This window comes from Mycolicibacterium brumae, assembly GCF_025215495.1.
Lineage (GTDB): Bacteria > Actinomycetota > Actinomycetes > Mycobacteriales > Mycobacteriaceae > Mycobacterium > Mycobacterium brumae.
This window is the reverse complement of record NZ_CP104302.1, coordinates 1,932,316-1,955,351: the sequence shown is the minus strand read 5'-3', so window position 1 is coordinate 1,955,351 and position 23,036 is coordinate 1,932,316. Positions and strand designations below refer to the sequence as shown.

The 23,036-nt window shown below is 67.8% G+C and carries 22 protein-coding genes; 10 read left to right on the top strand and 12 right to left on the bottom strand.

All coding sequences use genetic code 11. The features are described from left to right. Positions 1–35: 35 nt before the first annotated feature. Together L2Z93_RS09510 and L2Z93_RS09505 are read right to left on the bottom strand one after the other, a co-directional pair. Positions 36–2,570 carry a DEAD/DEAH box helicase gene (locus L2Z93_RS09510; RefSeq protein ID WP_193438881.1) on the bottom strand — a complete coding sequence of 845 codons (2,535 nt, stop codon included), beginning with the start codon at positions 2,568–2,570 and terminating at the stop codon, positions 36–38. Positions 2,571–2,626: 56 nt separating this feature from the next. Next, complete coding sequence (locus L2Z93_RS09505) at positions 2,627–2,911, bottom strand: hypothetical protein (protein WP_306439032.1); 285 nt, start codon at positions 2,909–2,911, stop codon at positions 2,627–2,629. A gap of 139 nt (positions 2,912–3,050) precedes the next feature. Between L2Z93_RS09505 and L2Z93_RS09500 the strand changes: the two genes are divergently transcribed. Next, positions 3,051–4,082, top strand: coding sequence for a fused (3R)-hydroxyacyl-ACP dehydratase subunits HadA/HadB (locus tag L2Z93_RS09500; protein WP_090591895.1), 1,032 nt, complete (start codon positions 3,051–3,053; stop codon positions 4,080–4,082). On the opposite strand, the gene L2Z93_RS09495 is transcribed toward L2Z93_RS09500, so the two are convergent. The 3 genes from L2Z93_RS09495 to tenA all read right to left on the bottom strand — a co-directional run bounded on the left by L2Z93_RS09495 (position 4,083) and on the right by tenA (position 5,479). Continuing rightward, positions 4,083–4,478 carry a PIN domain-containing protein gene (locus L2Z93_RS09495; protein WP_090591974.1) on the bottom strand — a complete coding sequence of 132 codons (396 nt, stop codon included), beginning with the start codon at positions 4,476–4,478 and terminating at the stop codon, positions 4,083–4,085. Beyond that, positions 4,475–4,702 (bottom strand): type II toxin-antitoxin system VapB family antitoxin, encoded by a 228-nt coding sequence (locus L2Z93_RS09490; protein WP_090591892.1) that lies wholly within the window; start codon positions 4,700–4,702, stop codon positions 4,475–4,477. The genes L2Z93_RS09495 and L2Z93_RS09490 overlap by 4 nt, the downstream gene beginning before the upstream one ends. A gap of 93 nt (positions 4,703–4,795) precedes the next feature. After that, the gene (tenA, locus tag L2Z93_RS09485) at positions 4,796–5,479 is read right to left on the bottom strand and encodes a thiaminase II (protein ID WP_090591889.1); all 684 of its coding nucleotides are present in this window, start codon (positions 5,477–5,479) and stop codon (positions 4,796–4,798) included. 178 nt (positions 5,480–5,657) lie between these two features. On the opposite strand from tenA, the gene L2Z93_RS09480 reads away from it, so the two are divergent. Next, complete coding sequence (locus tag L2Z93_RS09480; protein WP_128111742.1) at positions 5,658–6,914, top strand: DUF7373 family lipoprotein; 1,257 nt, start codon at positions 5,658–5,660, stop codon at positions 6,912–6,914. 93 nt (positions 6,915–7,007) lie between these two features. Then, on the top strand, positions 7,008–8,186 hold the full coding sequence (locus L2Z93_RS09475) for a DUF7373 family lipoprotein (protein ID WP_128111743.1): 1,179 nt from the start codon (positions 7,008–7,010) through the stop codon (positions 8,184–8,186). 7 nt (positions 8,187–8,193) lie between these two features. Here L2Z93_RS09475 and L2Z93_RS19300 read toward each other — a convergent pair whose 3' ends face one another. The 4 genes from L2Z93_RS19300 to L2Z93_RS19295 are packed head-to-tail and all read right to left on the bottom strand — an operon-like array spanning position 8,194 to position 13,854. Beyond that, positions 8,194–9,825: a serine/threonine-protein kinase PknH/PknJ gene (locus L2Z93_RS19300; protein ID WP_272938675.1), complete on the bottom strand. Its 1,632-nt coding sequence runs from the start codon at positions 9,823–9,825 to the stop codon at positions 8,194–8,196. Continuing rightward, a complete protein-coding gene (locus L2Z93_RS09460) occupies positions 9,825–10,595 on the bottom strand; it encodes a DUF4333 domain-containing protein (RefSeq protein ID WP_090591880.1) in 771 nt (256 codons plus the stop codon). Before L2Z93_RS09460 ends, L2Z93_RS19300 begins: the two co-directional genes overlap by 1 nt. 17 nt (positions 10,596–10,612) lie before the next feature. Continuing rightward, entirely contained in the window at positions 10,613–11,848 is a 1,236-nt protein-coding gene (locus L2Z93_RS09455) for a DUF7373 family lipoprotein (protein ID WP_090591874.1), read from the bottom strand. Between the two features lie 38 nt (positions 11,849–11,886). Further along, positions 11,887–13,854, bottom strand: a complete 1,968-nt coding sequence (locus tag L2Z93_RS19295; protein WP_090591871.1) for a serine/threonine-protein kinase — start codon at positions 13,852–13,854, stop codon at positions 11,887–11,889. 158 nt (positions 13,855–14,012) lie between these two features. Between L2Z93_RS19295 and L2Z93_RS09445 the strand changes: the two genes are divergently transcribed. Together L2Z93_RS09445 and L2Z93_RS09440 are read left to right on the top strand one after the other, a co-directional pair. Then, entirely contained in the window at positions 14,013–14,657 is a 645-nt protein-coding gene (locus L2Z93_RS09445) for a sensor domain-containing protein (protein WP_162562009.1), read from the top strand. 98 nt (positions 14,658–14,755) lie between these two features. Then, positions 14,756–15,319 carry a hypothetical protein gene (locus tag L2Z93_RS09440; protein WP_090591867.1) on the top strand — a complete coding sequence of 188 codons (564 nt, stop codon included), beginning with the start codon at positions 14,756–14,758 and terminating at the stop codon, positions 15,317–15,319. On the opposite strand, the gene L2Z93_RS09435 is transcribed toward L2Z93_RS09440, so the two are convergent. Next, on the bottom strand, positions 15,316–15,951 hold the full coding sequence (locus L2Z93_RS09435) for a TetR/AcrR family transcriptional regulator (protein WP_090591864.1): 636 nt from the start codon (positions 15,949–15,951) through the stop codon (positions 15,316–15,318). The genes L2Z93_RS09440 and L2Z93_RS09435 overlap by 4 nt on opposite strands. A 53-nt stretch (positions 15,952–16,004) precedes the next feature. Between L2Z93_RS09435 and L2Z93_RS09430 the strand changes: the two genes are divergently transcribed. From L2Z93_RS09430 to L2Z93_RS09420, 3 genes are read left to right on the top strand one after another with little or no spacing between them, the layout of a single operon-like run. Then, entirely contained in the window at positions 16,005–16,556 is a 552-nt protein-coding gene (locus tag L2Z93_RS09430; protein WP_234786226.1) for a YceI family protein, read from the top strand. Between the two features lie 6 nt (positions 16,557–16,562). Next, positions 16,563–17,222 carry a deoxyribose-phosphate aldolase gene (gene deoC, locus L2Z93_RS09425; protein WP_090591860.1) on the top strand — a complete coding sequence of 220 codons (660 nt, stop codon included), beginning with the start codon at positions 16,563–16,565 and terminating at the stop codon, positions 17,220–17,222. After that, complete coding sequence (locus tag L2Z93_RS09420) at positions 17,219–18,895, top strand: phospho-sugar mutase (RefSeq protein WP_090591857.1); 1,677 nt, start codon at positions 17,219–17,221, stop codon at positions 18,893–18,895. Before deoC ends, L2Z93_RS09420 begins: the two co-directional genes overlap by 4 nt. Here L2Z93_RS09420 and L2Z93_RS09415 read toward each other — a convergent pair whose 3' ends face one another. Next, complete coding sequence (locus tag L2Z93_RS09415) at positions 18,896–19,702, bottom strand: siderophore-interacting protein (RefSeq protein WP_090591853.1); 807 nt, start codon at positions 19,700–19,702, stop codon at positions 18,896–18,898. A 23-nt stretch (positions 19,703–19,725) separates the two neighbouring features. On the opposite strand from L2Z93_RS09415, the gene L2Z93_RS09410 reads away from it, so the two are divergent. Continuing rightward, positions 19,726–20,541, top strand: coding sequence for a hypothetical protein (locus L2Z93_RS09410; RefSeq protein WP_090591850.1), 816 nt, complete (start codon positions 19,726–19,728; stop codon positions 20,539–20,541). Between the two features lie 4 nt (positions 20,542–20,545). After that, complete coding sequence (gene menC / locus L2Z93_RS09405) at positions 20,546–21,652, top strand: o-succinylbenzoate synthase (RefSeq protein WP_090591846.1); 1,107 nt, start codon at positions 20,546–20,548, stop codon at positions 21,650–21,652. A 474-nt stretch (positions 21,653–22,126) separates the two neighbouring features. Here the strand turns inward: menC and L2Z93_RS09400 are convergent, their stop codons facing one another. After that, entirely contained in the window at positions 22,127–23,029 is a 903-nt protein-coding gene (locus L2Z93_RS09400; protein ID WP_090591843.1) for an amidohydrolase family protein, read from the bottom strand. Positions 23,030–23,036 lie beyond the last annotated feature (7 nt).

Genomic DNA, 23,036 nt, shown 5'->3' with positions numbered 1-23,036 from the left:
GGTACCCGGGGCGCCTCCGGGCGAAACGGGGGTGCTCAGCAGTCCAGCTGCCCCGCGTCGACGATCCGCAGCACGGCCACGCCGGCCTCGTCGGAGGCCGCCAGGTCCACCTCGACGTCGAAGCCCCAGTCCCGGTCGCCGGCCGGGTCGTCGAGGATCTGGCGGACCCGCCACCCCTGGGGGCCACGGTCGATGATGAGCAGCGCCGGTCCGCGGGCGTCCGCGCCGGTCCCGACGTCGGCGTGCTCGGCGAAATAGTCCTCGCCGACCTCGGCCCACCGGTGCGCGGGCCAGCCCGAGCCGCTGTCGAGTTCGCCGAGCCCGGCCCAGTCCCGGCGGGCGAACAGCTGCACCCGGCGAAACAGAGCGTTGCGGACCATCGCGGTGAACGCGCGGTCGTTTCCGGTGACCGGACGCGGCGCCGCGGCGACGGTCACCGGCGCGTCCAAAGGTCGGTCCGGGTCGGTCAGCTGCTCCCACTCGTCGAGCAGGCTGGAGTCGACCTGGCGGACCAGCTCGCCGAGCCATTCGACGATCTCGGTCAGCTCCTCGGTGCGCGCCTCGGCGGGGATGCCGGAGCGCAGCGCCTTGTAGGCGTCGGACAGATAGCGCAGCACCGCGCCTTCGGAGCGGCTGAGCCCGTATTCGCTGACGTACTCGCGGAAGGTCATTCCGCGTTCCCACATTTCGCGGACGATCGACTTGGGCGACAGGTGACCGTCGGCGGCCCACGGATTGGTGCGCAGATACACCTCGAAGGCGTGCCGCAGCAACTTGTCCAACGGCTTGGGGTAGCTGATGTCGTCGAGCAGTTCGATGCGCTCGTCGTACTCGATGCCGTCGGCCTTCATCGCGGCGATCGCCTCGCCGCGGGCCTTCTTCAACTGCGCGGACAAGATCTGCCGTGGATCTTCCAGCGTCGACTCGATCACCGAAACCACTTCGAGGGCAAAGGATTCCACCGCGGCGTCCAGCAGCGAGATCGCGGCCAGCGCGAAGGTCGACAGCGGCTGGTTCAACGCGAAGTCCGGCGGCAGGTCCACCGTCAGCCGGTACCTCCGGCCATCCGGGTCGGGGGAGTCCAGGCGCTGCATCACCCCGGCCTGCAGCAACGCGCGGGCGATGCCGATCGCCTCCCGGATGAGCCGCAGCTGCCGCTTGCGGGGTTCGTGGTTGTCGGTCAGCAACCGGCGCATCGCTTCGAACGGATCGCCGGGGCGGTCCACCACGTCCAGGATCATCGCGGTGGACACCCGCATGTTCGACGTCAGCGCTTCCGGTTCGGCGGCGATCAGCCTCTCCATGGTGGTCTCGCTCCACGGCACCATGCCCTCGGGGACCTTGCGGCGCAACAACTTTCGCCGCTTCTTCGGGTCGTTGGCGACCTTGGCGAATTGTTTGAGGTTCTCCACCTCGTGGTCCGGAGCCTGCACGACGACGGTTCCCGCGGTGTCATAGCCGGCCCGTCCGGCGCGGCCGGCGATCTGGTGGAACTCGCGGGCCTTGAGCAGCCGGGTGCGCACACCGTCGTACTTCGACAGCGCGGAGAAGTCCACCGTGCGGATCGGCACGTTGATCCCGACGCCGAGGGTGTCGGTGCCGCAGATGACTTTCAGCAACCCGGCCTGGGCCAGTTGTTCCACCAGCCGGCGGTATTTGGGCAGCATTCCGGCGTGGTGCACCCCGATGCCGTGCCGGACCAGCCGCGACAGGGTGGCGCCGAAGCCGGAGGTGAACCGGAACCCGCCGAGGAAGTCGGCGATCGCGGCCTTCTGTTCCTTACCGCAGATGTTGACGCTCATCAGCGCTTGGGCGCGTTCCAGCGCGGCGGCCTGGGTGAAGTGCACGACGTAGATGGGGGCCTGGCCGGTGTCCAGGAGTTCCTGGATCGTCTCGTGCGCCGGGGTGGTGGCGTAGGAGTAGAACAGCGGCACCGGGCGCGCCGCCCCGGCGACCAGGGCGGTGGGGCGGCCGGTGCGCCGGGTGAGGTCCTCGCGCAGGAAGGTGACGTCGCCGAGGGTGGCCGACATGAGCAGGAACTGGGCCCGCGGCAGTTCCAGCAGCGGCACCTGCCAGGCCCAGCCGCGGTCCGGGTCGCCGTAGAAGTGGAACTCGTCCATCACGACGAGGTCGATGTCGGCGTCGGCGCCTTCGCGCAGCGCGATGTTCGCCAGCACTTCCGCGGTGCAGGTGATGATCGGCGCGGCGGCGTTGACGGCCGCGTCCCCGGTCAGCATCCCGACGTTGGCCGCGCCGAACACTTCGCACAGCGCGAAGAACTTCTCGCTGACCAGCGCTTTGATCGGCGCCGTGTAGTAGCTGCGGCCGCCGGTGGCCAGGGCGGCGAACAACGCTCCGGTGGCCACGAGCGACTTGCCGGAACCGGTCGGGGTGGCCAGCACCACGTTGGCGCCGCTGTACAGCTCGATCAGCGCGTCTTCCTGCGCCGGGTACAGCGGAGTGCCCGCGTCCTGGGCCCAGCCGGCGAACTCCATCAGCAACGCGTCGCGGTCGTCGCCGCGGGCGCGCAGCCCGGACAGGTCGTCGGGGTCGTCAATGAGGGCGGCCATGATGGGTCTCAGACTTCCATCATGGCCGCCGCGGGGGAATCCGAGGGGTGACGGTGCTACAGGCGCGGAGCCTGGCTGATCTTGCTGTCCGGGGTTCCGACGGTCTGGCAATAGGTGTTGATGGAGGTACGGACGGCCGCGAGCTCCAGGTTCGCCGGCGCGTTCTTGCCCTCGTCGGTGAGCATCTTGGTGATGGTCTCGTTCTGGTCCTTTTCCTCCGAGGCGAGGAAGTCCTTGCACGAGGTGTCCCCGCCCTGGTTCAAAACCCCGCCCGAGGAACACCCGGTCAGCACGGCGGCGGCGGCAAGGCCCGACATCACAATCATTGGCATGCGTTTCATGCAGACACAATTCCCGCTTTGCGCGCCCGTCAAACAATCCGGGCTCCGGTTGTGGCGCGCGACACCTTTGACCTGTCCCGATGCGGGAGAGCAGGCCCTGTCCGGTTTACGATCTCCCCAAACGACAGTCGGAGAAGCAATGACAACCGCAGCGGACGCCCCGGCCCTTTCGGAGCGCGTGGGCCATTTCTACCAGGCCGATCACACCTACCCGGTCGACCGCACCAAGGTGGTCGAGTACGCCCGCGCGGTGCAGGACTACAACCCGGTGCACTGGGAGGACGACGCCGCCGCGGCCATGGGCTACGGCGGCCTGGTGGCGCCGCTGGCGTTCACCTCCATCCCGGCGATGGCCGCGAACCGAAAGCTGCTGCGTGAGGTTGTGGTCGGCTATTCGACCTACGTGCAGACCGAAGAGGTCTTCGAGCAGCATCGCCCGGTCGTGGTCGGTGAGGTGCTGCAGACGGAGGTGGAGCTGACCTCGGTGCGCCGGGTCGCCGGCCGCGACATGATCACCATCACCAACACCTTCGTCGACGAGGACGGCGAGACCGTGCACACCATGCACACCACCGTCGTCGGCGTCACCGCCGAGGAGGTCGACCCGCGGATCAACGACGCGGTGGCCAAGGTGATCATGCACGACGTCGACGTGTTGTCCCTGGAGGAGTCGGCGGCCAACTACGTCAAAACCGTTCGCCCCGAAGGCCAGCAGCGCATCTCGACCGTCGGCCAGACCCGCAACGTGGGCTCACTGAACTTCGACGACCTCAATGTCGGCGACCAGCTGCCGGTGCACAACACCAAGGTTTCCCGCGGCGACCTGGTGAACTACGCCGGCATCGCCGGCGACGTGAACCCGATCCACTGGGACGAGTCGATCGCCAAGCTGGCCGGTCTGCCCGACGTCATCGCCCACGGCATGCTGACGCTGGGCCTGGGCGCCGGGTACGTCTCGGCGTGGACCGGCGATCCGGGCGCGGTGTCGCGCTACGCGGTGCGGCTGTCCGCGCCGCTGATCGTGCCGGCCGACGGCGGCGGGGCCATCGAGTTCAGCGGCCGGATCAAGTCGCTGGACCCCGAAACCCGCAGCGGCGTCATCATCGTTGGCGCGAAGTCGGGGGAGAAGAAGGTCTTCGGCATGGCGACGATGAACGTGCGGTTCGCCTAGTCATTCGAGTTCACGCGCGTCGAATCCCGACCGGACCTCGGCGATTCGGGCGTAGTCGCGGTCTTTGTGCAGCACCCCGGCGCCGTGGTGGATCGCCGTTTCGGCGATGAACAGGTCGGGCAGCGCCGTTCGGTGCCACATGCCGTGGTGATGTGCCAGGTCGCGCTGCAGTCGGCTGACCCGGTCGAAGACGTCTGGTGGAGCTTCGAGCACGGGATACGCCTGCCGCAGGGAGTGGAGTTGATTGTCGTAGTCCCGCGCGGACCGCGTCGAATACAGCCATTCGAGTTCTCCCATCTGGCACATCACCAGATCGGCTGGATCGATTTCCGGGGGTATTGACGCGCCAGCAAGGAGCCGGACCTGCGCGCTCTTATCGAGTATCCATTGCGTCATCGCCACGCCTCGTCGCCGAGCAATGCCTCGGTGTCCACTGCGCTGCCGGCGCGAGCAAGGTGATCGGCGATTCGCCGTCGGCGCGCTTCCCGCTCCTCCTCAGCAGCGGCCACCAGCCGCCGCAATGCCTCTTCCACAGTTCCGCGCACCGTGTCACCGGTGGTCGCCTGCGCAGCGCGCACCAATTCGTCGTCCAGTTCGATCGTCGTCCTGCGGATCGTCATAAGTACATATTACTACTCTATGTGTACATATGCCGATTCCGCGATCCCCGGTCGACGATTAGTGACGACGACAACTCGTCGGGTCCCTAGACCTCAGACCGGCCAGGACTCCCGCCGGTACGCCGCGTCCCAAAACATCCACTCGTACCGCGAGGTGGTCACAAAGTGCTCGCGGGCGGCGGCCTCTTCGTCGGCGGCCAGCCCGGCGCCGACGGCGTCGGTGAGCTCCAGCACCTCGGCGACGGTCGCGGCGAACTCCTCGCCGCCGTAGCTGCCGATCCACAGCGCGTACCGCGGATCGGGGGAGCCGCGGCCGAGTAGCTCCGCGCCTACCCGCGCGTAGATCCAATAGCAGGGCAGCACCGCGGCCAGTCCCTCGGCGAAGGCGCCGCCGTAGGTCGCCGCGAGCAGGTAGCTGGTGTAGGCCCGAGTGGTGGGCGACACCGGCACCCGATCCAGATCGGCCGGGTCGAGCCCGAGCTGGGGGAGCAGTTCGCGATGCAGGCTCAATTCGACGTCGTACACCTCGGCGGAATGCCGAGCGAACATCGCGGTGGCCGCCAGCGTCGGCGCCTTTGCCGAAACCAGCGACAACGCCCGGGCGTACTCCCGCAGGTAATGCACGTCTTGGGCGACGTATTCGGCGAACACCGCCGGGTCGAGAGTTCCGTCGGTCAGCCCGGTGATGAACGGATGCGTCAGAATTTCGGCGTAGATCTGCTCGACGTCCGACCACAGGCGCGCCGACCAGGATCCGGATGGCTGGGTGTTGCTCACCGCTGCCAAGCTACCGGGTTGCGACACCGTGCGGAGTTGCCGTCATGTTCGCGGGTCAGGTACCGGTAGATTCCTCTGCTATGGGGCGGAATCGGTTGCGGTGGGGAGTCATGCTCGGCAAAAGCGTCCCGCACGACTTCATTTGCTGCCCCAAGAGGCGAAATAGAGGATGGTTCAAGTGAGATTCTTGCGGCGATCGCGTTTCGTGGTTGCAGCGGCAACTGTTGCGCTGCTGGCAGGGTGTACCAGTGTTGACACTGGATTCGCGGTCCGGGACGTCAACTACGATCCACTGGCAGTAAACGCGACCCTCCTCGACACAGGGCCGTACGCCACCGAACCGACTGAGCTCGGAAGCGCCGGAGATGTCAACACCGGCCGGCGGCTTGAGTCCGTGCGGCTGGCAGAATACGTGACTCTGCCGTTCGACGCTGACCCGACGCTGGTAGTGGGCGGCGCGGTCCGAACAGGTGACTCCGGACCTTTGGTCGGGGCGAGCTCATTCGACCTCGGCGACCTTCTGGGTTCACCCACCGCACCTGCCAAGTCGATCAACACCGACGAGCTCATCGCAGGTTTCGGGTATCGGGCAGGGATGAAGGAAGGCGTCTACAAGGCCACCAATAACGTGCTGCGCTTCGCTACCGCCGACCAGGCTCAGCAGACCGCCGACCGAATGATGACCGCAGCCGCAGTTGGATTCATGGACGAGTCGATTACACGGCCGGTCGAGGTCCCGGGTCACCCCGAAACCCGCGCGCTTCTTGAGCGGACCAGTCCTACGTCTAGCTTGGCCTATGTCACCGCGATCACCGTCCGCGGGGACATCATCATCAGCCAGTACATCACCGGATCGAGCACCGAATCTGACGCTTTCGGTGGCGGTGAGAAGCTCGCGGGCAAAATCCTAGACCTGCAGATCCCGCTGCTCGAGAAGTACCAACCGACCCCTGTCGACAAGCTCGCCGAATTGCCGCAGGACCCCACGGGTCTCCTGGGCCGGACGGTGCCGATGGCGCAAACCGAATCGTCCACCGTGAAGGCGAAGGTCGGGACCTACGGCCCTCGATCGGCGCTGGCCTACCAATTGGATATCGGCACATCGTCGGCGGCCTTTGAGTCCGCTGGTATGTCCACCATGCTGCTGCGGGGGACCCGGATCTTCGTCACCAATGACAATGCCAGCGCGCGCGAACTCACCGACGTGCTAGGAGCCGAAGCGCTTTCGGACAAGCGCATTGCTACGGAGGGGATCAACGGGTTCCCCTCCGCGGAGTGCTATGAGGTGAAAAAGGATGAGAAGCTCTACGAAGCACACAATTACTGCATGGCCGCAGTCGGCAAGTACGTGATCGTATCCTCGGCCGACGAGACGCGGGCTGCACGTCAGATGCTGTCCGCGCAGTACGTGCTCCTGCCCGACGACGCGAAGTAGAGGCCTATGCGGTCAGTTTCCACATGGTTGCGGGTAGCGGTGTCGGCGACTGCACTGGGAGTCGTCAGCGGTTGCACCAGCATCGAATCCGGTATGCCCGTTCGCGATCCGAACCACGACCCTTTGGCGGTCAATGCGGTATTGCTGGATCCAGGCCCCTTCTCCACTGAGGTGCGCCCACTTGGAAATGCCGGTAGCTTCCACGCCGGCAGACGACTTGAGTCCATCCGCCTCGGCGAGTATGTGGTGAGCCCCGCACAGGTCGAACCCAGTCTGCTCAAGGGCTCTGTCGGATATCCCGACGCCTCGGGTCCTCTCACCGAACAAGCGAAACGACTGATCGAATACTTCCATCAGAGCGAAGTCGCAGAAGCGGTGGACCTGAATGACGTGGTCGCCGGATTCGGCTTTAAAAACGAGGTCAAAGAGTCGTACTCCTATAGCGGCGGGGCCGCGGTTCTGCGATTCAACACCCCTGAGGCTGCCCAACGCAATGCCGACGCCCTGGTTGCCGCCGCCAAGACGGACACTAAAGGCACCGATCCCCGCATGGCCGCGATCCCCGGACATCCGGAGACGAGCGCGGTCATGGTCAACCGCGAGTTCGGACGCGGTAACACGTTTCTCACCGCCGTGACTGTGCGCGGCGATTTGCTGTTGTTGCAGTCGGTCAACGGTAGGGACCCTGAGCTGGATTCGCTGGCGTCCTCTTTCGGGACCGGAGAGGCATTAGTTGGACGAATCCTCGACCGCCAGATTCCCCTGCTGGAGAAGTACCACCCCACACCTGTCGCCGACTACGCCAACCTCCCCGAAGACCCGACGGGCCTGCTTGCCCACACGGTGCCGTTCAATCGGGACACGAGCGCGTACGAGACGCGCAAGGAGGGAACGTACGGGCCGCAGAGCGCTCTCGCCTACCAGGGTGATCCGCTCGCGATAGCCGAGGCGTTTGAAAGCTCTGGCACCACCAGCGTGCTGATCCGCCGAACCAGGATCTTCCTCACCCGCGATAGCGCCTCCGCCACAGAACTCGCCGAGGCTCTGGCCGCTCAGGCGCAGGGAGACAACCGGACCTTCGACGGGGGGATCGACGGGTTCCCGACGGCTCGCTGCTACCAAGCCAGTGATGGTAAAACTCCGCGCGATCTGACGTCCAATTACTGCCAGAGCGTCGCCGGCAAGTATGTGATCGATGTATTTGACGACGGGGACGCCCGCAGGATCCGACAACTGCTGTCGGCGCAGTTTCTACTGCTTCCCCAAGGCTGACGCGCGACTACGCAGTCGGAACCCGATCCGCGATCTGCGTCGCGATGGTTTTCGCGTCATCAAAGTAAGCGTCCCCGGACCGGCAGACAAAGGTATCAATCAGCACATTCCGCCGTAGTGCCAGCGCGTGTTGACAAGACTTCGGATCAACACCGCGAGTGCTGGTCACTGTCAGCACGTCCGAACGTGTGTCAACCTTGCTGATGGCCCAATTATCGCGAACAGCCGTGTTGTCCGGTCGAGGAATCGACCCAGTCGTGCCCAGGCATGGCGGCCAGAATTGACGTTGGCGGTTGACCGCTTCCTTGGCGAGATCCTCGGAAGGAAACGCGACGACAGACTGGATAACCCCGACACCGTCCGAGCCCGTTGGTTGGCCATATTTTTGGCTCAGCGCTTTTGAATAGCCGCTATTGGAGTACTGCGACTTCTGCAGCGGATACATCGCATTCGTGCACGAGTCCGACATGGTTGAGCGGGAATCGTCGTACAGATCGGAATAGGGGTCTTGGTCCTGCGCCTTCAGCGGTGTTCCTGCGATCGCGTCGATCTCCTCCGTGCTCAGCAAGAACTTCGACAGATCGTCATCTGGCACGATGGGCGCGGCCGATGCTTCCACCGAAGGTCCTACCGGACCATTCTGGCCGGAGTCCGAGCCCGTCACCATCACGCCGACGGTCGTGCCACCGAATAGGAGCAACGCCACGCCACCGACTGCTAGCCAACGCTTGCGCTGACTCGAAGCTTTAGGACTCGGGTGCCCGAGAGCCGCAATTGCCGCCGTCGGGCCATCGGCGGACACTGTGCCGAATGCCGCCCGGGCAGCGGCCACAAGATCCAGGCACGACCCGAACCGCTGGGCGGGGTCCTTAGCCATCCCGGTGGCGAAGACGCCGTCCAGCGCGGCGGGCAGCCACGGCGCGGTCTCGCTGACCCGCGGCGGGGGAGCGGTCAGGTGCGCCATCATGGTCGCCGCGACGCCGGTCGCCGAGTCGAACGGCAATCGCCCGGTCAGCATTCGGTAGAGCGAGCAGGCCAGCGAGTATTGGTCGGCGCGGCCGTCGACCTTGACGCCCTCGATCGCTTCGGGACTGGCGTACGGCATGGTCGCCATCACCGATCCGGTTGCGGTGTGATGGGCGGCGTCGTCCAGGGCGCGGGCAATCCCGAAGTCGCCCAACAGGACTCGCTCGTCATCGCCGATCGGACCGGCAAGCAGGAAGTTCGCCGGCTTTACATCCCTGTGCACCATGGCTCGACTGTGCGCGTAGTCCAGCGCGTCGGCGACCGCCGCCGCAATGTGCAGGGCGCGCTGGGTGGTCATGGTCCCGGCCTTCAGCGCGTCGTCGGCGTCGGTGCCATCGACGAACTGCATGGCGATCCACAGCTGCCGATCGCGGGTTTCGCCTCGGTCATACACCGACACGATGTTCGGGTGATCGAGCACCGCGGCGATGTCCGCCTCCCGCAGGAATCGCGCACGGAATTGCGGATCCGCGGATAACTCGCTTGAGAGCACCTTGAGGGCGTCAACCCGCGGCAACGCCGGATCGTCGACCGCATACACCGTGCCCATCCCACCGGACCCGACGGCCCGGCGGACCCGATAGCCGGCGATATAGGAGCCGCTGGGTAGCACTATTGCGGCGCGCCGACGCCGTAAGTGCCGGCATTGTCGAGGAAGGTCACGGTGACTGTGCGGTCGACACCGCCGACCTTGGCCGTGCAGTCAAACGTGTGTCCGGTCTTGACGACGGGGTTCTGACCGCCATTGCAGAGGACGTTGTTGACGTTGGAAGCTCCGTAGCCGCTGGACGGATCGGTGAGGATCTGCAACACGCCGGCCTGCACCGAGTTAACGTCCAGGGTGCGGGTCCAGAAGAAGCCGGGCTTCCAGAATCCGGTGATAGCCACCACCGCGATGATGAGCACCAGTACGCCACCGACGATCGCCAGGAGCTTCTTCTTGCTCTTTGCCGGGGTGGGTTCAGCGGTCGGCTCGGCGGGGGCGCCGTGCTGCTGCGGGGGCGCCGGCACCGGTCCACTGCCGGCGTTGACCTGCGAGGTGGGGGCCGGTGCACCGGGGTACGGGCCGGTGGGGGCGTAGCCGGGCTGCGGGGGGTAAGCGCCGGTCGGTTGGGCCTGGCCGGAGCCAGGGTAGGGGTGCTGCGGCGGGCCCTGCTGGTACGGGCCCTGCTGGTAGGGGCCGGGCTGCTGCTGACCCGGCTGGTGCGGCTGGTACGGCGACCCGGGCGGCGCCCAGCCGCTCTGGACGGGGCGAATCTGCTGCGTCTTCTGATCATCGGCAGGCGACCCGGCCTGCGGCAGGACCGACGTCGACTCCGCCTGAGGCGGCGCGGCCGGCTCGGATCCCGGTGTGGCTTCGTTGGGGTTCGCATTTTCAGTCACTATTGGATCCTTGTCTTCTACTGCGCGGTCAACATCATGTAGGCGGCGGTCACCCGCTGGCGCACGTCATTTCCCTGCGGACCATTCCAGTTCACCACGTGGCGGTCCTGCACCACGCCGCACCACGTGTCCGGCCAGCCGTAATCGCCTGATGCCGGCTTCGTCACGCAGCGTGAATTCGGCAGCCCCGGCAGCGCGTCCGACGCCGCATATCCACGTTCTGAGATGTCGTCAGCCCAATAGTCCAACAGTCGCTGAGCAGATTCCTGGTCTTTTGCACGGGTGATGAAAACCAACTCGACACCGAGGAAGTCGACTCCGGTCTCGGCGAACAACTTCTGAGACTTCAACACGTCAGACTCGAACTGCAATGCGCCATGCGGGCCATACGGTCCAACAGTTCCGTCAAGCTGGTCTTCCGGTTTCTCTGGGACGCGCACCAACAAACCGGTGGGATCCCGCTCGAGTTCCGGCAGCTTGTCGACAGGCGTCGGCTGGAATTTGTCGAGTTCGGCGCGCTCCTTGTCGAGCGTCGTCGCCAGCAGGTTGGTCGTCGCCTCCATACTTTCGACGGTCGTCACGGTCGGGGCAAGCACGAATGGGCCGTGCGGAACGAACACCGTCGCAACGTACGACGCCGCGAAGCTGGCGCTGCCGCTGGTGGTGTACCCGCGACCCGGCTCTTGGTAACGAGGGATCGGGACCGGAGTGATAGGCAACGGGTCGCCGCTGTAACTGTCGTTCTGGGACAGGGATGCTTCTGCCAGGTCCTTGGCCGCTGCGGCTGCGTCCTCCGGGGTGGCGAACCGCATCACTGCGTTCTGGAGGTACTTCTTCCGCGAGCCATCAGTGAATTCCGTGGCCGTGAGCGAGTAGCCCGTCACGTAGTCATGCGCCTCGAGTGCCGATCGCAACCCCTTGTTGTCGAGGCGAAGTGCAGCGGCTTCCGGATTCCACAGCATGCCGGTTTTGTCACCACCGTGGTTGTTGATGGACGGGTCGATCTCGACCGGATAGAGCAGGTATTCGAGCATCCGACGTCCCTCAAGCGCGGCGCCGCGCTCCCGCGTTTCGGCCAGACCCAGCGGCTCGCGCGGGGTCGTCGGGTAGTTGCCCGGTTCCATCAACCCGGGCACTGCAACGGTGTCATCGAAGTTCGGATCTTGGACTGCCGATCCATTCGTGAGGTCGGCGCAGCCGCTGACAAGAATGCCCACCGTGGCGACGAACACAGCCAGTTTGGTTTTCGGCATCGGTACTCGTTTCACAATCGTTGTTCCTGGTCGGGTGGTCACTTGACCTGCTTGGCCAGCAGATTGACCAGTGCCGTATTCAGGTACCGGGTAGCCGCCGGTCCCGCTGAGGTCAACGCTGAGATGATCTCCGCGTCATCGACGATGACCACGGTCGGCCGCATTTCGAAGAATCTCTTGGGCAGACCTGCGTAGCCGCCGTTCCGCGCTCCCGAGTCAGTGCGCAGCAACAGCACGAACTGACTATCGACATCGCTGAGCGTCGAAGTGTCGGCGGGGACCTCCACCTGACCGGCGCCGAACTCCGCCTTGGCCGAACCGACGGTGAACCCGAGTCCCTCCAGATAACCGCCGGTCGGCGACGACGGCGATATCACCGTCAGGCCGGAAGTTGAGAAGCCGAACACTGTGATCGTGCGCTCGTCGAAATCATGCTGCTGTCGGACGGTATTGGCTTCCATCGTCAGATCTGTCGACAGCTTGGCTGCTGCGGTCTGCTCGCCGAGCACCTGGGCAATCCAATTCAGGCGTGCCGTCGGCGTCCATGCTTTGTTGCCGGCCGGGCGGGCCACCGTCGGAGCCACCTTGGACAGCGCGTCGTAGGTGCTTGCGTCCGAGGAAGTGTCTACGATCACGTTCGGTTTCAGCTGGCTGATCGCATCGGCGTCGGCGCGGCCCATAACGGTCGGCGAGCCTTCGATCAGAGGACGTAACCAACTCGGCGTTTCACCACCGGGCGCGACCAAGCCAACCGGCTGCAGCCCCAGCGACAAGATCGTGTCAGCGTCTCCCAGGCTTCCCGCCACGATGGCCGACGGTCGCGCGTCGATCTTGGCCGACCCGTAGGCGTGCACGAAGTTCTGCGGGGGGTAGGGCCCCTTGGCGGCGGTGCCCGACGGCCACAACGCGATGCCGGCGACCACCGCGATCACCACGGCCAGCACGCCGGCGGCGGCCAGCCACAACTTCTTCTTCGACTTCTTGGCGGGCGCCGGCGCACCGGTGCTGGTGGGGTAGGTCAGCGGGCTCGGGCCGCTGTTGCCGGCGGCGTAGGCCGGGCCGGACGGCGGGTAGCCGCCGGTCGGCGGAACGGGGCCGGAGAACTGGCCCGGGGCGGGCACCGGTCCGGAGAACTGCGACGGCGGCGGGACCGGCGTCTGGGACTCCATCCCAAACGCGGCGGCCGCGGCCGCGGCGAGCTCACGGCCACTGCTGTAGCGCTGGGCCGGGTCCTTGGCCAGCGCCTTGGCGATAACCTCATCGATTGCCGGCGGCAGGCCCGGCATCACATCGGTGATTTTCGGCGGCGGGGCGCTGACGTGGGCCATCATCACCGCGGAGGTGGTGCCGTCGGCGCCGTAGGGCGCGCGGCCGGTCAGCAGCCGGTACAGCGTGCAACCCAGCGAATAGAGGTCGGAGCGGAAATCGATCGGCTGGCCCTGCAGCGACTCCGGAGACGCATACGCCACGGTCACCATCACCGAGCCGGTGGCGGTCAGCCGGGTGGCGTCGTCCAGGGCGCGGGCGATGCCGAAGTCGGCGAGCAGCACGCGTTCCCGCGGGCCGGGCTCACCGGCCAGCAGGAAGTTCGCCGGCTTGACGTCGCGGTGCAAGATATTGCGCTCGTGGGCGTAGTCGAGGGCCTTGCCGACCTCGGAGACGATCCGCACCGCGCGGGCCGGGGTCATGGTTCCGGCGCGCAGCGCGGCGTCGGCGTCGGTGCCGTCGACGAACTGCATGGCGATCCAGAGCTGGCCGTCCTCGGTCTGGCCCCGGGTGTAAACCCGCACGATATTGGGGTGATCCAGGGTGGCGGCCAGGTCTGCTTCGCGCAGGAACCGGCTGCGGAACTGGTCATCTCGGGACAGTTCCGCGGACAGCACCTTCAGTGCGTCGCTGCGCGGCAACGACGGGTGCCGGGCCAGGAAGACCGCGCCCATGCCGCCACTGCCGAGTTGCCGCTCAATGGTGTATCCCGACACCACCGCGCCCGGTTCCAAATTCATCGCGCACCCCCCGCTTTTGTGGCCGAAGCCCGATCACGGGTACTGAGGCCGCTCGGCCGCTCGTTCAAACGCACCCCGAAAGTCAAACACACCGCCCAGCGGTGATCGCGCAGCAATTCGCGCAAGGCGGGTCCGTGGCGCGCCCATACGATCGAGCCGTGCCATCGACCCGCGCCGCCTTGCTGGGCTGCCTGCTGGCGGTCTGCCTGGGTTGCCGGGCGCCGGTGTCCGAGCAGGTGGCGGAACTGTGGCCGCTGGATCTCGAACAGGTTCGGACACTGTCCGGCGCCGACTGGATCGAGCGGGATTTCGACATCAGCGCGCCCGCCGAGGACGACGGCGACCAGTACGGACCGTGCCAGGCGCTGTCCGAGGTCCGCTCGGTCTACGGCGACGACTGGCGGTCATTTCGGGCGGTCGGCGACTCCGGTCAGGAACCCACGCCCCCGCCAACCACGCAGCCCCCCGAACCCGGCCGGGTGCAGATGCCCGTGATCGCGAAAGTCGCGATGGTCGTCCTGGCGAATCAGTCCGTCGCCTCCTATTCGGACGCCGACCGGGCACGGGAGGTGTTCGATCGGCGCGTCGAATCCCTGCGGGAGTGCGCGGCGTCGGATCAGCCGGGTTTCAGCGGCGCCGTCACGGAGTCCGACGCGCAGACAGTCGTCTACACCAGCAGCGTCAGCGCCGCGGTATTCACCGTCCGCGCAACCGATCTCGTCAGCGCGTGGGTGATGGCCCGGCCCGACAACGAGAGCGTGGCCACTCGGATCGTCGCGGCGATCCTGGGCGAGGACGACTGAATCCTCCGCACGACGGCAGGCGGGGGCCAACACGCCGCTGCCGGTGTGCGGCGAAATCGCCAACTGTCGATGACGGGCGTGAGAACGTATTGGACACTATGGACAACTACGAGTTCATCACCTACGAGGAGTGGGGCCGCAAGTTCTTCGAGGTCGCGGTGACCGAAGAGCGCATCGCCGACTCCTTCGCCGCCATCGCCGGGGACGCGTTCACCCTCGGGCCGATGGCCCAGGGGCCCGGCAAACTGGCGAAGGTGACCGCCAACGTCAATATCGGCCAGCCGAAGGCCACCCGGCACCTCGGCGAGGCCATCACCTTCACCATCCGCATCCCGCTGGACATCGAACTGCTGGTGGACCTGCGGCTGGACAAGCAGCGCTTCAACGTCGACGGCGAGGTGCTGGTCCGCGCCGTGGCCCGCGCCGCGGAGCCGCTGTTGCTGATCCTCGACGTCGCCAAGCCGCGGCCGTCGGACATCAGCGTGCACGTGTCGTCGAAGTCGCTGCGCGGGGAGATCGTGCGGATCATCGGCGGCGTGGACGAGGAAATCCGCCGCTTCACCGCCGCCCATGTCTGCGACCAGATTGACTCACCGGAGTCGAAGAAGGCGCAGGTCATCCACGTCGGCGACATGATCGACGAGACCTGGCAAGGTATCTAGCCGCGCCCGAGCGCGGCCATGGCGGCCACCGACTCCTGCAACTGGTCGTTGAGCAATAGGGCCATGTCCCGCGAGGTCATCCCCGGAACGGTCACCTCCGCGCCGAGGTCACTCCAGGCGCAGCGGGCCACGCCCACCCAGAGTCCGGCGATCAGACTCACCTGGCGGTCGCGCGGATCCAATCCCAATCGCCTGGCCACCGGGTCCGCGACCTGCTCCAACAGCCTGGTCATGATCTGCATCTGCAGCCGCGGGGCGTCCTTGACGGTCGACAGCAACACCGCGACCCGGTCCACGCCGATGTCGGCGCCGCTGTTGGCGACATTTTCCAGGGCGACGGCGTGCGCGCGGCACAGCGCCGCCAGCACCGGCACATCGTCGGGAAGCCGGAGGAACTCGGCCTCGATCGCCGCGGCCATGCCCTCGACCAGGGCGACCAGCAGTTGGTCCTTGCTGGGGAAGTGGTTTGCGACGGTTCGCGGGGAGACGTCCACCGCTCCGGCGATCTGGTCGACGGTGGTGTTCTCGTAACCGCGGTGGGCGACCAGCCGGACCGCGGCGTCGACCAGCTTCGCCCGCGTGCGCAGACGTTTCGGCAACCGATGCGGCGCGTCAACCGGTCGAACCCCCATGACTGGGGATGCTAGTTGATACCTGTGCGTTCGCCCGCCGATAGGGTGAACCGGTGAGCAACGAATCCTGGCGGATCGGTCCGGAAAACGGCGCGTTGACGATACTCACCGGTGTCGGCGGGCGCGCGGCGAAGATGGGGCATCGGCTGACCATCGACCTGACGTCTTGGTCGGCGCAGGCCGACTGGGTCGACGGCGCGCCGGTGTCGGCGAGCTTGACCGCCGAGGTCGACTCGCTGCAGGTCCGCAAGGGTGAGGGTGGGGTCACCCCGCTGTCCGGGCCGGAGAAGGGCGTGGTCCGCTCCAATGCGCTGAAGGTGTTCGACGCCAAGAAATACCCGTCCATCGAGTTCAGCTCGCAGGATGTCACCGCCATCGACGGCGGGTACCGGGCGGCCGGGACGCTGCGCATTCACGGCGCCGAACGGCCCGTGACCGTGGAGGTGAGCGTCGCCGACGACGGCGGCCAGTGGCGGCTGGAGAGCCGGACGTCGCTGCGGCAGAGCGATTTCGGCCTCAAACCGTTCTCCCTGATGATGGGCACGCTGAAAGTCGCCGACGAGGTCACCGTCGAGTGTTCGGCGACACTGGCGAAGAACGGCTGACCGGCGATGCCCGCCGACCGCGCGACCGTCGCCGCCCTCATCGACCACACCCTGCTCAAGCCGGAGGCCACTCCCGACCAGGTCGACGCGCTGATCGCCGAGGCGGCCGCCCTGGGCGTTTTCTCGGTGTGTGTCTCGCCCAGCATGCTCCCGGTGCGGACGCCGGACGGACTCGCGGTCGCCACGGTGTGCGGCTTCCCGTCCGGCGCGCATCAGCCGGCAGTCAAGGCCGCCGAGGCCGCCGATTCGGTGGCCCGCGGCGCGGACGAGGTGGACATGGTGATCAACCTGGCCCACGCGGTCACCGGCGACTTCGAGGCGATCCGCGCCGAGATCGCCGCCGTGCGCGCTGCCTGCCCAGCACCGGTGCTGCTGAAGGTCATCATCGAGTCGGCGGCGCTGACCGATGAGCAGATCGTCGGCTGCTGCCGCGCCGCGGAGGCCGCCGGCGCCGACTTCGTGAAAACCTCCACCGGGTTCCACCCGGCCGGCGGGGCCAGCGCCCACGCCGTCGCGCTGATGGCCGAGACGGTGGGGGATCGGTTGGGCGTCAAGGCTTCCGGCGGTATCCGCACCGCGCAGGACGCGGTGGCGATGATCGCCGCGGGCGCGACCCGGCTCGGTTTGTCGGCGTCGGCGGCGGTGCTGGCCGGGCTGCCGGAGTGACCGATCCGATCGCGACGGCCGCCGATTGGCGTCGCCACGATCCCGATCCGGTGACCCGCGCCGAGCTCGGCGCGCTGATCGATTCCGCCCGCGCAGGTGACCCCGACGCCTTCGCCGAGTTGGCTTCTCGGTTCACCGGCCCGCTGGAGTTCGGCACCGCCGGCCTGCGCGGGCAGGTGGGCGCGGGCCAGTCCCGGATGAACACCGCGGTGGTGATCCGGGCGACGGCCGGATTGGCGGCATACCTGCGTGACCGGGTCGGCCCGGACGCCCGGGTGGTGCTGGGATGCGACGCCCGCAACGGCTCCGCGCAGTTCTTCGACGCCGCCGCCGAGGTGCTGTCCGGGACGGGGCTGACGGTGCTGGCGCTGCCGAAGCGGCTGCCGACCCCGGTCACCGCCTTCGCGGTGCGCGCGACCGGCGCCGATGCCGGGGTGATGATCACCGCGTCGCACAATCCGGCGGCCGACAATGGCTACAAGGTGTACCTCGGTGGCCGCGCCACCGACGCCGACGGGTGTGGGGCGCAGATCGTCGGGCCGACCGACGCGCAGATCGCCGCGCTCATCGCCGCCGCGCCGCCGGCCGACGAGGTCCCGCGCAGCGCCACCGGCATCGTCGACCTCGGCGCCGAGCTGCTGGATGCGTACCTGGACCGGGTGGCCGGCTACCGCCGCGACCCCGGGCCCTCGCCGGTGCGGGTGGTGCTCACGGCCATGCACGGCGTCGGCGGCGCCCCGGCGCTGGAGGCGTTGCGCCGCGCCCGTGTCCCCGACGTGCGGGTGGTCGCCGAGCAGTTCGAGCCGGACCCGGAATTCCCCACCGTGGGCTTCCCCAACCCGGAGGAGCCCGGCGCACTGGACCGGGCGCTGACGCTGGCGGCCCGAGTGGGCGCGGATCTGGTGATCGCGCTGGACCCCGACGCGGACCGCTGCTCGGCGGCGGTCCCGGACGCCGATGGCCGGTGGCGGCAGCTGTCCGGGGATCAGATCGGCGCGCTGCTGGGGGAGCAGGCCGCCGCGGACTCCTCCCGGACCGGGGACGCCCTCGCGTGTTCGGTGGTGTCGAGCACCCTGCTGGCCAAGATCGCGGCCGCGCACGGCCTGGCGTCGGCGGTCACGCTGACCGGGTTCAAGTGGATTGCCCGCACCCCCGGCCTGCGGTTCGGCTACGAGGAGGCGATCGGCTACTGCACCGACCCGGAGGCGGTCCGCGACAAGGACGGCATCGGGGCCATGCTGCGGCTGGTCACCCTGGTCGAGGGCCTGGGTGGCCGAGGGTTGCGCCCCACCGACCTGCTCGACGAGTTGGCCCGAGCGCACGGTCTGCACGCCACCGCCGCGGTGAGTCTGCGGTTCGACGACACCGCCGAGATCGCGGCGACGATGGCGCGGCTGCGCGCCGCCGCGGTGCCGGAGTTGGCCGGCGCCGCGGTGGTCGACCGCGAGGACCTGACGCAACCCGGATCGGGCCTGCCGGCCACCGACGCGTTGATCTACCGCACCGACGCGGGGGACCGGGTGATCGTTCGGCCGTCGGGCACCGAACCGAAGCTCAAGTGCTACCTGGAGGTGGTGCTGGGCTGCCGGGACGGCACGGTTCCGCACGCGGCGGCCGCGGACCGGTTGGCGCTCCTGGAGGCCGAGGTGCGCGCCCTGCTCGAGCGGCGCTGATCAGAGGCCTTCGCGTTCCAGCGCGTCGTCGACGGCTTCCATCGCGGCCTTGACGCTGGCGCCGTCGGCGACCGCCCGGCGGTAGAGCTCCATCATGGCCTCGGCCACCGGGGCGAACCGGGCGTTCCACGCTTCGGCGTCGGCGCGCCAGTAGCCGGTGATGTCGTAGCGATCCGGGGTCCAGCCCAATGCGCGAAAGTGCTTGCGCGCCAACCGCGCCTGGCCCGACTCCCCGGCGAACCAGAGATAGCCGGGACTGTCCGGCGCCGCGAGGCCGGCCGCCATCTGGACCAGCCCGCTCGGGCCTTGCCCGTTGCCGCCGTCGGCGGCGTGCAGGCTCACTCCCGGGTGCGACGGCAGCAGGGCGAGGTCGGCGTCGTCGATCACCTCCACGACCACGATGGCCCGCCCGGCGGCAGGCAGTTCCTCGACGATCCGGCACAGCGCCGGCAGCCCGGCGAGGTCGGCGATCAGCAACTGCCAGCCGGCGTCCGGTGGTGGGCGGTGCCAGCTGTTGGGGTGGTCGAGCAGCACCCGGTCACCGGGTTGGGCTCGGGTCGCCCAGTCGGCGCCGGGCCCGTGACTGTGCAGGCACACCTCGACCTCCAGCGCGGCGCCGCCGTCGCGCAGCGCGCGGATCGAGTAGGTCCGCCCGGGCCCGTCGGGGCCGCCGAAGTAGATCCCGACCGCGGCGTCGGCCTCCGGCGGCGCCGCCAGGGCGCCCGGATCATCGACGTGAACGGTGATCCGGCGCATCCGCGGGCCGCGCGCGACATTCCGGATGACCGTTGCGGTCGAGGAGCTCACCGGAGTCAGGTTAACTATCCGGCATGGGCAACGAGCGAGGTTCCGCCGCGGGCGCGCCATCCACCGAGGCGGCGCTGCAGCGCGCCGCGGTGACCATGCGGGAGTTGCACACCGGGGACGAATGCGTGGCCGGGGCAGCGCTGTTGGCCGGCATCTGGGGCACCGCGCACGAGGCCGCGCCGCTGCAGGCCGACGTGCTGCTGGCCCTCGGTCACGCCGGCGGATGCGTGCTGGGCGCGTACTCGGGCGACGAGCTGATCGGTCTGACGGTGGGGATCGCCGGCGCGCCCAACACCCCGGAGTTGTATTCGCTGATCGCCGGGGTCGCGGGCTCGGCGGCCGGCCGGGGCGTCGGGGTGGCCCTCAAACTGGCGCAACGGGATTGGGCGATCGAGCACGGGGCCACCCGGATGCGGTGGACCTACGATCCGCTGATCCGGCGCAACGCGCATTTCAATCTGAACCGGCTCGGCGCGCACATCGACGAGTTCGTGCCGGACTTCTATCCGCCGATGACCGACGCGGTGAACGCCGGGGACCTGACCGACCGATTCGTCGTGGTGTGGGACTTCGCCGATCCCCGCCCGTCCGTCACGGCGCCGCCGGAAGCGACCGTCGTGCTGGCCGCCGGACCGGATCTGGAACCCCTGCTCAGGCCGGCCGCGCCGGGGCCGTGGCTGGTGCAGACCCCGCCGGACATCGAAGCCGTGCGGCGCAGCGATCCGGCGCGTTCACACCAGTGGCGCCTCGGTGTGCGGGCCGTCATGCAAGACGCCCAGCGTGACGGCTACCGGGTGATGGGTTTCGTCGACGGCAGCTATCTATTGGGAAGGGATTGACGCGTTGTCCAGTCGAATTGAGTTGCGGCGGGTCGACATTCCGCTGGTCCGGCCGTTCAAGACCTCGCGCGCGGTGGAGACGGCGCGGGAGGTGCTGATCGTGCGGTGGACCGCCGACGGGGTGGACGGCTGGGCCGAATGCGCCGCCGACCCGTACCCGGCGTTCTACGCCGAAACCCTGGACGGGGCGCGCACGGTCATCGCGGAGGTGCTAGCCCCGCTGCTGGCCGCCCACGACGGGCCGATCTCCGGCGCGCAGGCGCACGGCCTGCTCGCCGACGTGCCCGGCAATGTGCTGGCCCGCGCGGCGCTGGAGTCCGCCGTGCTCGACGCCGAATTGCGCCGCCGCGGTATGCCGATGGTCGACTACCTGGGCGGGCAGCGCACCCGGATCCCGGTCGGGGTGTCCGTCGGCATCCCCGACAGCATCGATGTGCTGCTGGACTGGGTCGGCGGCTACCTCGACGAGGGGTACCAGCGGATCAAACTGAAGATCGCGCCCGGGTGGGACCTGGAGCCGGTGGCCGCGGTCCGGGCGAGGTTCGGCGATGAGTTGGCGTTGCAGGTCGACGCCAACCAGGCCTACCGGATGAGCGATCTGACCACGCTGCGCCGACTCGACGAGTTCAACCTGGTGCTGCTGGAGCAGCCATTCCCGGCGCGGGACCTGGTGTCACACGCCAACCTCGCGGACCGGATCGCCACCCCGGTGTGCCTGGACGAGTCGATCAACGGCCTGCACGACGCCGCGACCGCGCTGGCGCTGGGCGCCTGCAGCGTGGTCAATATCAAGCCGGCGCGGGTCGGCGGTTACCTGGAGGCCCGCGCGATCCACGATCTGTGCCTGGCCCAGGGCATTCCGGTGTTCTGCGGCGGGGTGCTGGAATCCGGGATCGGCCGCGCCGCCAACCTGGCGCTGGCCGCGCTGCCGAATTTCACGTTGCCGGGCGATATTTCGGCGACCAAGCGGTACTTCGACACCGACATCACGCAGCGCTTCGAGCTCGACGACGGCTGCGTGGTGGTTCCGCCGGGGGCCGGCAGCGGCGCCGTCGTCGACCTGGACGCGCTGGAGGCGATGACGGTGCAGCGGCTGACCGTCGAGCTCTGATCCGTTCTCCAGCTGATCGCTGGTCGCTGGCCGCCGGCGCCATCGACTGAGAACTGACGCAGGGCAGTGAGAACTCCTGGCGGGGTCCTTCATCGACTGAGAACTCATGGCGGCGTTTGAGAACTGAGGTCGCTTCGTGAGAAGTGTTGGCGGCCTTTTCCATCGATTGAGAACTGGTGTACACGTTGTGCGAGTAACCCCCGCCCGTATTTCTCACTCGATGAAAATCACCTCCCAGATTTCTCAACGACGTACCTCAGTTCTCACTAGCCGACGTGGCTTCTCACTGGATATGCCTGTGCGCCAACGTTTCTCACCAATGTACGACGTTTCTCACTCGATGAAGCTGTGCGCCAACGTTTCTCACTGACGTGCAGCATCTCTCACTCGATGGATAGTGCGCCAACGTTCCGATGAGGCCGCCAGCCAACACTTCTCACCAACCGACCACACGGCACCCCGCCCGGATCACGGTCAGCCGAACAGCGCCCGGGCGTTGCCGTGGAGCACCCCGGAAAGCCACTCGTCGCCGAGGTCCAGGTCGATCAACGACTCGATGGCGTGCCGGTAGCGGTACGGGATGTTGGGGAAGTCGCTGCCGAACAAGATCCGATCGCCCAGGTCGCGCAGCCGCGGCAGCTCCCCGCGCGGGAACGGGTCCATCACCTCGGTGAAGTCGGTGAACACCATGGTGGTGTCCATGCGCACCGACGGGTGACGCTCGGCGATATCGAGGAACTCGCGGTACTCCGGGACACCCATGTGCGCGATGATCAGCACCAGGTCGGGGTGTCGCCGCAGCACCTCGGCGACCGGTTCCGGGCCGGTGAAGGGACCGGGTTCGGGTCCGGAGCCGGCGTGGATGACCACCGGGACCTGCGCCTGCTCCAGCGTCGACCAGACCGGCTCCAGCAGCGGGTCGCGCGGGTCGTAGCCGCCAACCTGAATGTGGGACTTGAAGATTCGGGCGCCGGACGCGATGGCGGCCGGCACATAGTCGGCCGCCGACGGCTCCGGGTAGAAGGTGGCGCTGTGCAGGCAGTCCGGGGTGCGGGCGGCGAATTCGGCGGCCCAGCCATTGAGCCACTGCGCCATCTCGGGTTTGTGCGGGTACACCAGCGAGCTGAACGTCTGCACGCCGAAGCCGCGCAGGGTGTCCAGCCGGACCTGCTCGTCGTGCCGGTAGGTGATCGGCCAGGGCGCGCCGCGCTCGCCGACGCGGTCGAAATACCCCCACACCTTGCGCATCACCTGCTGCGGCATGAAGTGGGTGTGCACGTCGACGATCCCCGGCAGCCCGAGGTCGTCGATGATCGCGCGCACCGCCCTCGCCTCGCCCGGATCGGCGGGCAGCGCCGAGCCGTCGACGTCACACACCGAAACG